General features: G+C 35.8%; 9 protein-coding genes and 2 tRNA genes. 4 read left to right on the top strand and 7 right to left on the bottom strand.

What is annotated here, in order from left to right:
- Nucleotides 1-110 precede the first annotated feature (110 nt).
- The 7 genes from HMPREF9144_RS05635 to HMPREF9144_RS05665 all read right to left on the bottom strand — a co-directional run bounded on the left by HMPREF9144_RS05635 (nt 111) and on the right by HMPREF9144_RS05665 (nt 6,165).
- On the bottom strand, nt 111-401 hold the full coding sequence (locus tag HMPREF9144_RS05635) for an ISAon1 family transposase N-terminal region protein (RefSeq protein ID WP_006044947.1): 291 nt from the start codon (nt 399-401) through the stop codon (nt 111-113).
- 28 nt (nt 402-429) lie between these two features.
- Complete coding sequence (locus tag HMPREF9144_RS05640; RefSeq protein WP_006044948.1) at nt 430-609, bottom strand: hypothetical protein; 180 nt, start codon at nt 607-609, stop codon at nt 430-432.
- 170 nt (nt 610-779) lie between these two features.
- Nucleotides 780-852: transfer RNA gene (locus HMPREF9144_RS05645), tRNA-Lys, on the bottom strand.
- A gap of 24 nt (nt 853-876) precedes the next feature.
- Nucleotides 877-949 (bottom strand) — tRNA-Lys (locus HMPREF9144_RS05650).
- 174 nt (nt 950-1,123) lie between these two features.
- Complete coding sequence (gene secA / locus HMPREF9144_RS05655) at nt 1,124-4,480, bottom strand: preprotein translocase subunit SecA (RefSeq protein ID WP_006044949.1); 3,357 nt, start codon at nt 4,478-4,480, stop codon at nt 1,124-1,126.
- Between the two features lie 113 nt (nt 4,481-4,593).
- Nucleotides 4,594-4,959: a hypothetical protein gene (locus tag HMPREF9144_RS05660; protein WP_006044950.1), complete on the bottom strand. Its 366-nt coding sequence runs from the start codon at nt 4,957-4,959 to the stop codon at nt 4,594-4,596.
- A gap of 6 nt (nt 4,960-4,965) precedes the next feature.
- Nucleotides 4,966-6,165, bottom strand: a complete 1,200-nt coding sequence (locus HMPREF9144_RS05665; RefSeq protein WP_006044951.1) for a lipoprotein N-acyltransferase Lnb domain-containing protein — start codon at nt 6,163-6,165, stop codon at nt 4,966-4,968.
- Nucleotides 6,166-6,302: 137 nt separating this feature from the next.
- Here HMPREF9144_RS05665 and bamG point away from each other — a divergent pair, with 137 nt between their 5' ends.
- The 4 genes from bamG to HMPREF9144_RS05685 all read left to right on the top strand — a co-directional run bounded on the left by bamG (nt 6,303) and on the right by HMPREF9144_RS05685 (nt 11,812).
- Nucleotides 6,303-7,610, top strand: coding sequence for a BamG family beta-barrel-assembly machinery protein (gene bamG, locus HMPREF9144_RS05670; RefSeq protein WP_006044952.1), 1,308 nt, complete (start codon nt 6,303-6,305; stop codon nt 7,608-7,610).
- Nucleotides 7,611-7,634: 24 nt separating this feature from the next.
- A complete protein-coding gene (gene lptC / locus HMPREF9144_RS05675) occupies nt 7,635-8,294 on the top strand; it encodes an LPS export ABC transporter periplasmic protein LptC (RefSeq protein WP_006044953.1) in 660 nt (219 codons plus the stop codon).
- A 5-nt stretch (nt 8,295-8,299) separates the two neighbouring features.
- Nucleotides 8,300-9,559, top strand: coding sequence for a hemolysin family protein (locus HMPREF9144_RS05680; protein WP_040595397.1), 1,260 nt, complete (start codon nt 8,300-8,302; stop codon nt 9,557-9,559).
- Between the two features lie 105 nt (nt 9,560-9,664).
- Complete coding sequence (locus HMPREF9144_RS05685; protein ID WP_006044955.1) at nt 9,665-11,812, top strand: peptidylprolyl isomerase; 2,148 nt, start codon at nt 9,665-9,667, stop codon at nt 11,810-11,812.
- The last annotated feature ends 17 nt before the right edge of the window (nt 11,813-11,829 follow it).

Consider the following 11,829-nt stretch of genomic DNA (forward strand, 5'->3'; position numbering starts at 1 on the left):
GGATGTACGTTTAAGCATAAATATCTGCAAGAATTATAATGTAAAGGTACAAAAACTTGCAGATATAAACAAATAATTTATAGCATAATATACTATGAATCAGAGGAATATTAGGCTTTTAAGGGTGGACTAAATATATTTCCGTTGGAACTGTCACGCCACTTGCGACGGCGAACATGGAGGTAAACTGCTTTGCCACGAAGGGGGAAGTCCTGAATAACACGCTCGCTGGTAAAACCATAACTGCTTACGGTGCCTAACTTATGGTCTGACTTTTCCATAAAGTTACGCTCGTCAAGCCAAAAGTCAAACTGCGAAACATTCTCGTGAATATCAACAACATCAAAGTAGTCGGCAAGTACATCTGGAAAGATGCAACGTAATAATTGGTGACTCTTCATGATGCAAAGGTAATAAATACTTATGAAATTATGCGCTTAAGAGTATAGGCTTGCAACTGGGTTTTAGGACTGACCCTGACTTTTCCATAAAGTTACGCTCGTCAAGCCAAAAGTCAAACTGCGAAACACTCTCTTGAATATCGACAACATCAAAGTAGTCGGCAAGTACATCTGGAAAGATGCAACGTAATAATTGGTGACTCTTCATGATGCAAAGGTAATAAATACTTATGAAATTGTGTGCTTAAGAGTATAGGCTTGCAACTGGGTTTTAGGACTGACCCAAAATATCTACTGTCCTTGAGAAAGTAGGGGTGGTATACAAAAAGAAGAGGGTATGCCAAAATGGACACATCCTCTTCTTTATGGAAATATTCGTACACCCTTAGGGATTCGAACCCTAGACCCACTGATTAAGAGTCAGTTGCTCTACCAACTGAGCTAAGGGTGCATTGAAACGAAATAGCATTAAAAGTACACCCTTAGGGATTCGAACCCTAGACCCACTGATTAAGAGTCAGTTGCTCTACCAACTGAGCTAAGGGTGCATACTTTAATTTTGCGAGTGCAAAGGTAAGTATTTTCTATTAATAGACCAAACAAAACTGTATTTTTTTGTAGATAAATTCATTTACAACGTTCTCATTATAATATATATAGAAAAAAGGAGCAAGATTTTTCTTTAATCTTGCTCCAGTGTTATTTATTTCAGATATGTATGTTTATCGTAAATTCCGTCCATGACAGTTCTTAAATTTCTTACCACTACCACAAGGACAAGGATCGTTTGGACGAGGCATTTTTTCTGCTGTATAAGGAACACGGTGTTGCTGTTGTACAGTTTCACGTGTATCCTGATTAGCTGCAGCTTGTTGATTTTGATCTATTAAATCGTCTTTTTTCTCGTCGTAACGTTGAGTTCTTTGTTCTGGGGCAGCCTCTTGAATTTCATCGGATGGTTGCATTTCTGGAATTTGCCCACGCATCAAGACACTTGCTGTACGATTATTCATATCATTAATCATATTATCCCACAACTTGACACTCTCAAGCTTAAATATTAATAATGGGTCTTTCTGCTCGTATGAAGCATTCTGCACAGAGTGACGTAATTCGTCAAGTTGGCGCAAGTTCTCCTTCCAATCATCATCAATGAGGTGTAAGAGAATTACTTTCTCAAATTGTTGAACTACAGATTTAGCTTCTGTCTCGTAAGCCTCTTTCAAATCGCAAGGTATATTATAGACACGTTTACCATCTGTTATAGGCACCATAATACGCTCATACATTGCGCCTTGTTTCTCATAAACATCTTTAATAATAGGCCATGCTACTGTTTGAATACGTTCGGTTTTACGTTCAAAGTTTGCAATAGCATCTTGGAAAGCACGTTCTTTCAAGTCTTCTTTGCTTATATTTCCGAATTCACTTTCGGTAAATGGGCATTCTATTGCCAATATTTTAAGGAATTCTTCTTTGCAACCTTCATAGTCATTATTCTCTATAATGTTTACACAGCGATCCCAAATAATATTTGAGATATCCATACCTATACGTTCACCCATCAGTGCATGACGGCGTTTCTCATAAATAACGGTACGTTGCTTATTCATAACATCATCGTATTCCAACAAGCGCTTACGAATACCAAAGTTATTTTCTTCAACTTTCTTTTGTGCGCGCTCTATACTGCTGGATATCATTGAACTTTCGATACGTTCTCCTTCATCGAATCCCAGCCTATCCATTACCTTTGCAATACGTTCTGAACCAAAAAGACGCATCAGTTTGTCTTCCAATGAAACATAGAATACAGATGAACCTGGATCCCCCTGACGTCCTGCACGACCACGCAACTGTCTATCTACACGACGACTTTCATGACGTTCTGTACCAATGATGGCTAAACCGCCAGCATCTTTTACCTCTTGTGTAAGCTTTATGTCGGTACCACGCCCAGCCATATTCGTTGCAATTGTAACAGCTCCAAGCCCATTAGTAGAACGTCCTGCTTCTGCTACAATTTGCGCTTCTTTTAAATGTTGTTTAGCATTTAATACTTGATGTGGAATTTTACGCATATTAAGCATTTTGCTAAGCAATTCACTAATCTCAACAGAGGTAGTACCAACCAAACATGGACGTCCATTATTACGCATTTCTTCTATTTCATCGATTACAGCAGCATATTTTTCTCGAGCCGTTTTGTAGACGCGGTCTTCCATATCATTACGTTGAATAGGACGGTTAGTAGGAATTTCTACAACATCAAGTTTATAAATATCCCAGAACTCGCCTGCTTCAGTAGACGCTGTACCAGTCATACCAGCCAATTTATGATACATACGGAAATAATTCTGCAAAGTAATAGTGGCAAAGGTTTGTGTGGCGGCTTCAACTTTCACATGTTCTTTAGCCTCCACAGCTTGGTGTAAACCGTCACTCCAACGACGACCTTCCATAATACGACCTGTTTGTTCATCAACAATCTTTACTTCACCGTCAAGAACAACATATTCATCGTCTTTATTAAACATCGTGTATGCTTTAAGCAACTGCTGTAATGTATGTACACGTTCGCTCTGGACTCCATAGTTACTCATCAGATTATCTTTTTTATCAAGATAAGTCTGTTCATCTATAGCTTTCTCTTCTTTTTCCTTTTCGAGTTGTGAAAGTTGTGTAGTGATATCAGGGAGAACAAACAATTTATCATCATTTACCTCTTTAGCTAGCCAAGCTGCACCCTTATCTGTGAGATCGCAAGAATTCATTTTCTCGTCTGTAACAAAATAAAGAGGCTCTACAGCTTTAGGCATTTCTCGATTATTGTTTGCCATATAGAATTCTTCCGTCTTCAGCATACCTGACTTAATACCATCTTCGGATAGAAATTTAATAAGTGCTTTATTTTTTGGTAGTGCTTTGTATGAACGATAAAGAGCAAGAAATCCTTCTTCAACCATTGCCTGACGTTCTTTCTCATCTTTAGTATTAGCTGCACGTGATATTTTAGAACGAGCATCTGCAAGTAGTTCAGTAGCTTGCTTACGCTGTACTTCAAAGAGTTTTTGAACCAACGGCTGGTATTCTTCAAACATCTGGTCATCGCCTTTTGGTACTGGACCACTAATAATAAGAGGTGTACGAGCATCATCTATTAACACTGAGTCAACCTCATCGACAATAGCATAGTTATGCTTACGTTGCACGAGATCGGCAGGCGACACTGCCATATTGTCACGAAGATAATCAAAACCGAACTCGTTGTTCGTTCCAAAAGTTATATCGGCTTGGTAAGCACGACGACGCTCTGGTGAATTTGGCTGATGCTTATCAATACAATCGACAGACAAGCCATTGAACTCATACAATGGTCCCATCCATTCAGAGTCACGTTTAGCAAGATAATCGTTTACAGTTACGACATGTACTCCATTACCAGTCAATGCATTAAGGAATACTGGGAGTGTAGCTACAAGGGTTTTACCTTCACCTGTTGCCATTTCAGCTATCTTACCTTGATGAAGAACTGTACCACCGAAAAGCTGAACATCGTAGTGAACCATTTCCCATTTGAGGTCGTTTCCACCTGCGGTCCAATGATTGTGGTAAATAGCTTTATCGCCATCAATAGTAATAAAATCTTTTCGAGGATCGGCAGCAAGTTCACGATCGAAGTCATTTGCTGTAACAATAGTTTCTTCGTTTTCTGTAAAACGACGTGCTGTATCTTTTACAATAGAAAAGGCAATAGGCATAACCTCGTCTAAGGCTCTTTCATAATTATCCAATGCTTCCTTTTCGAGTTTGTCTATCTTATTGAAAATACTTTCACGTTCATCTATCGGGGTTCCTTCGATACTCTCACGTAGTTTGTTTATTTCTTCACGTTGCTGCTTTCCCGCATCTTGAACATATTGCTGGATTTCTTTCGTTTTAGCTCTTAATTCATCATTACTAAGTTCTTTTATGGCTGGATAAGCTTCCTTAACTTTTTCAACATACGGTTGAATAAGTTTCATATCACGTGTTGATTTGTCTCCAAAAAGGGCCTTCAATAATTTTGTAAAGTTCATTTTTTTACTTTTGTATTTTAGCGAGAATTGTTTTTTACAAATTAGTTTTACTACTCGCTTATGTGAATGTTATTTTATCTGTTATTTATTTTATAATAGTAGAATATATGAATTTATGAGATAAAATAACTCGGAGCACGTATTAGTATAGAAGAATGAGTTGATGGAGCCGGTAAATAATATGATATTGTCCTTTTTAAGTTCTCTGATAATCTTACGACATAATATTTAGCATTGCGTCTATTAGATAATAAAAGATATGTTGTAGTATAATCTATTTCATCTTCTTTTGTTATATTTTTATAGACTTCTATCACAGAAAGCACTTCTGCCCCTAAACCTTTCAATTCAAGATGATTGCAAAAATCTTCTAAAGAAGAATGCTTCACAGCTACCTTTAGCACAGATTGATAAGTCTGTGCTTCTACACCCGTTGCTGCTAATACTATAAATAGTGCGGTAATGTATTTATTCATCATCTTGTTTTACTTTCTTTCTATCGCAGTTATATAAATATGTCTTATCAACCACTGATGGAAGATACAATTAAATAGCAAGAATAATGCCACTATTAAAATAGGAACTGGAATCTGTTGAAAAAATCTCCCAATAAGCCCTATTATAATTGATACACTCCAGACAGACCACCACCAATGTGATTTTTTATGCCTGATACTCTTAATAACTGAAGGTATCAAGAACAAAGCTAATGGATTAAACAAAAATATTATCATATTGATACTTACACAAGGGTGGGAAGAGAATATCATTATGAAAAGAAGAATCCCTATAATACCAGAAGCTACCATAAGCATAATATCCCAAAACCACAAAGCTTTTTTCCGATTATACTCATAAAACAATATGAGTGTCGCTATAATTGCAAAAATAACTGCTACCTGCATAGGAGAGATTAAAGAGGTTTTTGACTCAATGAATTGAGGTGGCTGTACAAGGTACGACTCACACTTTACTAAAGATTTACCATTATGTACAATACGCCCTATATACTTGCGCAGGTTATCAGGCAAAAAGAGTTCTTGCTGTTTCGTTTTTACAGGGACATCAGCGGTTACACCTAATAACATATCTTCACCCAATTGCACCCATACATCTTCTTTATTCCATTTATGTATCATTTCACGATATGAATACAACACTTTGGACTTTTCGGGTAGGCACTTTATCTTCCCATTTAAATGATCAAGAAGTATGTGTTGTGCGCGTGTTGTACAATTATCATAAAAGAAATTGTAACGATACACGACATTCTCTGGAAGTAAATTCTTTTTTAACGCAAGATAAATCTGATACTTCTCTTCTCTAGTTAAATCTAACACCTGTTCAAAGACACCTCGCCCCTCGTACGAATATGCAAGTAACATATCATCAGTTGTAGACAGGCCAACCTTATAATCAGTCTTTCCAAGTACAAAACGAGGAATAAAATAGGGTTGATCGAACGAAAACAAACCATAGTTTATGGCAAGATCGTTCTTGTTGGCAATATCGTTATAGCGTATTGCAGTATGTCCATATTGTTCCCAAGATTCTGTACCAGGTGTACAAGTCAAAAGAGAGATCTCAACAGAATCAGAATAGGTTAATGAATAAGAGTTTGCTGTCAGTGGAAAAACTGATAGCAGAATAAAAACATATATAGTATATTGAATACCTCTCTTCATTTGGTGGGCAAAGGTAGTGAAAAACTGTGATATCGCAAAGAAACCTTATTAAAAAACAAAATAGTATATAGATTTTCTACATTATCATTTTTTTTTAATAACTTTGCACTGTTTATGTTATTTGAAATTACTAACAGATGAAGAAAATACTCACAGCGATGCTCTGTTTTGCCTTATCAATGACAGCAAAGGCACAGAGTGGCACAAACTCCCCCTACAGTCAATTTGGATTAGGAACATTGTCTCCACAGTCTACAAGTTTCAATCGTGGCATGAACGGATTAGCATACGGTTTTCACGAACATAACCAAATAAATTTTCAAAATCCTGCTTCATATTCGGCATTGGATTCACTTTCATTTATATTTGACGCTGGTCTAAGTTTACAACTGACGAACTTCAAAGAGAATGGACATAAAAAGAACGCAAATAATGGTAATATAGAATATATCAATGCTGCATTCAGGGCATTTAAGCATGTGGGCGTCAGTTTTGGTTTACTCCCTTATACAAATGTTGGATATGATTACACGAGTAGCAGAAATATAAACTCTATACAGAATCCTTCAATAAAAGAAGCAACATACTCTAATACCTTTACGGGGTCTGGTGGTATAAGGCAGGTTTATTTAGGACTCGGATGGGAGCCTATTAAAGGATTTGCTCTTGGAGCTAACATAGCTTATCTTTGGGGAAGCTTAGAAAGAACAGTCGAAAACAATTATAGCGATTCGTATATAAAGACATTATCGAAAATATATACTTATGATGTGAAAAGCTATAAAGTAGATTTTGGTCTGCAATATACACAGAAGATTTCTAAAAAGAATAGTGTTACATTAGGATTAACTTATTCCTTAGGACATAAACTTAATTCTGATGCAACATGCAATATTATATCAAGAAATACACAGACTGCTGTGAATGATACAACAAGTTATACTATAAATAAAGCTTTGACACTCCCTCATATTTTCGGTATCGGTATTATGTGGAATCATAATGACCGCCTAAAATTAGGAATAGATTATCAATTACAAAAATGGGCAGATATAGCGATGCCACAATTTAATGTTATAAACAATAAGGCAACTTACGCTTTAGTAAAAGGGCAACTTAAAGATATGCAGAAAATCACACTTGGAGGAGATTATTGCAGAGGAGAACGTTATCGCGGTTTCCTTAGCAAATTGCATTATCGTGCAGGTATAAGCTACTCTACACCATATATAACAGTAAATGGACAAGATGGTCCAAAAGAGCTTTCTGCAAGTATGGGATTAGGTATTCCTATAGTCAATAACTATAATTATAGGAGTATGCTTAATATTGGATTTGAATGGGTGAATAGAAATAGGATAAATTTAATAAATGAAAATATGTTTCGCATTAATGTAGGTCTTACATTTAACGAACGCTGGTTCGCTAAGTTTAAAGTGCGGTAAGTAATTCTTTATTACACTTATACTATGCAACAAAGCAAACCTATCATCTTTTCTGCAATAGTTGCTTTCTGTTTCATATCTTTTTTTGCCTCGTGCAATAAAAAGCATACTAATCCAGCTCCAGCAATTTATGATCGAGATTCTGTCCCGATTATGACTACATACGGTGTAAACACATTGATTTCTGATTCTGGGATTATTAAGTATCGTATTATAGCAGAGGAATGGGAAGTTAATGAAGTGAAGCATCCTTCGCGTTGGACATTTAATAAAGGTATATTACTAACACAATTCGATCTTAAAAAACATATATTGGGGTTTCTACAATGTGATACTGCCATTTATTATGATAAAGAACGCCGTTGGGAACTTCATGGGCATGTACAAATAGTTACAGCAAAAGATATAGAATTCTATGGTAATGAACTATTTTGGGATGAACGAAATCATGAAATATGGTCTCATAGATATTCACGTATAAAAACTCCTGATAAAGCTTTAGAAGGAGATTGGTTTAAAAGTGATGAACAAATGACTAATTATGAAATTAGACAGACTAAAGGTTGGGGAATATTTAACGACCGAGAGTTCTCACCCAATAATAATAAAATGATGACAATGCCAACTGCACCAATAGATACGATTAGTCATCAGAGAAAACATGAAACTATAATAAATAGATAAAAACATTGGATATCAGTTTAATAATTGGAATATTCATTTCTCTGATTCTTTCAGCGTTCTTCTCAGGAATGGAGATAGCCTTTATCTCGAGCAATAGAATGCTTGTAGAAATGGATAAAGAAAAGAATGGAATAGCACAAAAATGTTTGCAAATATTCTATCGTAATCCTAATGGATTCGTTTCTACGATGTTAGTGGGCAATAATATAGTTTTAGTCCTATATGGAATATTGTTTGCAAATATCTTTAACACCACTTTATTTTTATCTTACTCTCCTGTTACACAGGTTCTTTTAAATACAGTATTATCTACTATCATAGTTGTATTTACTGGTGAGTTTATGCCAAAGGTCATATTCAAAAGTAATCCTAACACATTATTATCTTTCTTTGCTCCGTTGGCATATTTATTTTTTATAACCTTATGGCCTATTAGTCGTTTATCTATTTTTATGGCACATATTATGCTAAAGTTAATAGGAGTAAAGATAGATGAAGAGAAAAGCGATAATACTTTCACGAAAGTAGACTTGGATTATCTGCTACAGAGTTCTATTGATGATGCCAAAGATGATGGGACAATAGAAGAAGAAGTCAAAATTTTCCAGAATGCATTAGAATTTACGGATACGAAGGTTAAAGACTGTATGATACCTCGTACTGAGATACAAGCAGTGGATATAACATGTTCAACAGAAGAACTACAACAGAAATTCATAGAAAGTGGAAATTCAAAGATTGTTGTCTATAAAGGTAATATCGACCATATAGAGGGTTATATTCACTCTTCTGAAATGTTTAAGAATTCGAAGGTATGGCGTGAACATATACGAAAAATGCCTTTTGTACCAGAAACAATGACAGCCCAGAAACTGATGCACATGTTTTTACAACAAAAGAAGAGTTTGGGTATAGTGATTGACGAATTTGGGGGTACGAGCGGTATTGTCTCATTAGAAGATATCGTAGAAGAAATATTTGGAGATATAGAAGACGAACACGACAATGCAAAGTATATTGCAAAGAAAATTGCAGACAATGAGTATATTCTATCTGCACGTTTAGAAATTGAGAAAGTAAACGATATGTTCGACTTGGATCTGCCAGAAAGTGATGATTATATGACGATAAGTGGATTCATTCTGCATGAGTATCAAAGCTTTCCAAAATTAAATGAATTAATAAAAATAGGGAGATACGAATTTAAAATTATCAAGAATACAATGACAAAGATAGAACTTGTGAAACTAAAAGTCTACAATTAGCACATTTTCTTTGAGAATTATTACCTTAATTATCTTTTTATTTGTATTTTTGTACGCAATTTTTTCATCTATAAAAGAAATAAATCAAAAATAAATAAAATAGAAATGGCAGCATTAGGAAAAATCAGAAGCAAAGGCGTTACGCTGATTATTATAATCAGTTTAGGGCTTTTTGCATTTATTGCCGAAGAAGCTTTCCGTTCTTGTAATGGAATTAAAGGTGAAGCACGGCAACAAGTAGGTGAAGTCTTAGGAGAGAAAATTAATGTGCAAGACTTCCAAAAGTTATTCGATGAGTATCAAGATGCTATTAAATTTACAATGCAACGTGATAACTTGTCAGAAACCGAGCTCAATCAAGTTAAAGACCAAGTGTGGCAACAACTGATAACAAATCGTGTTATCGAAACTGATGCGCAAAAGGTTGGCTTAACTGTTACAGAGAAAGAGCTACAAAATGTACTGAATAATGGTACAGACCCTATGTTATCACAAACTCCTTTCATTAATCAACAAACTGGCCGGTTTGATGTAACCATACTTAAACAATTCCTTGATGGCTACGAAAAGGCTAAAGCTTCAAATCCTCAACAAGCTGAGCAAATGAAGACAGCTTATAACTATTGGATGTTTGTTGAAAAGAACCTTCGTGCACAACTTTTAGGTCAGAAGTTCCAAACTCTTTATGCAAGTTGCATTCTTTCTAACAAAGCAGAAGCAAAACTTGCATTCAAAGATGAAAATGAGGAAGCACAAATCCAATTGGCATCTATGGCATATACGTCTGTAAAAGATGCTGATGTGAAGTATACTGATGAAGATCTAAAGGCAAAGTACGAAGAGCTTAAACCTATGTTCCGTCAGACAGTAGAAAGCCGTGATATAAAGTATGTAGATTATAAAATCTTGCCAAGTCAAGCAGATCGTAACAGTATTAATAAGGAGATGATTGCTTATCAAAAACAATTAGCAACTGCTACAGATCCTGCTCTTATTGTCAGCAAAAGTGGTAGTCTCATTCCATACATTGGTTTGCCTGTAAGTAGTAGTGCTTATCAAGCATATCCAGACATTGCGGGTAAGATAGATTCTTTAGGCGTTGGAACTACAAATGTAATAGAGAATAAAGAAGATAATACTCTAAATATTATACGTGTATTAAACAAGGAACAGTTACCCGATTCTGTTCAGTTCCGTCAGATTCAGGTCGCAGCAGCTACAAAAGAACAATCTATTGCAAAGGCAGACTCAATACAGAAGGCTTTAGACGGAGGAGCCGATTTCGATGCTATTGCTAAACGTTATGGTCAAACAGGTGAGAAAATTTGGTTTACAGGTCAGCAATACGAGCAAGCCACTACGATGAACGAAGACAATCGTCAATTCATCAATGCAATTATGAATGGAGCTGTAAATAATATTCAGAACTTAGCTCTCTCACAGGGTAATGTAATTCTTCAAGTGCTAGATAAAAAGGCTATGAAGACGAAGACAACTGCAGCTATCATAAAGAAAACTATTGATTTCTCTAAAGATACTCGTAGTGCAGCTTTCAATAAATTTTCTGAATATGTAGCAGGTGGACGAACACTTGCAGACTTAGAAAAGAATGCAGCAAAATTTGGCTATAAGCTTCAGGAAAATAAGAATATAACAACTGCAGAACACTATCTTGCAGGTATTCATGGCACTCGCGAGGCATTAAAATGGCTCTTTGAAGCAAAAGAAGGTGATATATCTCAGTTATACGAATGTGGTGATAACGACCACTTTATGGTTGTTGTGCTAACAAAAATACATCCACAAGGTTACCGCCCATGGGACGATGCTGAAGTGAAAGATATTTTAAAACGTGAGGTTATCAAGGATAAAAAAGCCGAGATGTTTATTGCTAAACTCAAAGGTATTGGCAGTATAGCAGCCGCACAATCAAAAGGCGCTAAGATTAGCGAAGTTAAACAAATAACATTTGCTTCTCCTGTATTTGTTCAAGCAACAGGTGCAGCTGAGCCAGCACTTTCTGGTGCAGTAGCAGCTACAGCCACAGGAAAATTCTCGAAGAATCCTGTCAAGGGTAATGCTGGTGTTTATGTTTTCCAAGTAGTAAACAAAGCTATGCGAGCAGGTGTTCAGTACAACGAAGCTAAGCAAATGCAAATGTGTATGCAACAAAATATGCAGGCTGCAAGCGGATTTATGCAAGATCTAGTATTAAACGCAAAGGTTGTAGACAATCGCTACTTATTCTTCTAGGATTATTTAATTAATTA

The organism is Prevotella pallens ATCC 700821 (assembly GCF_000220255.1).
Lineage (GTDB): Bacteria > Bacteroidota > Bacteroidia > Bacteroidales > Bacteroidaceae > Prevotella > Prevotella pallens.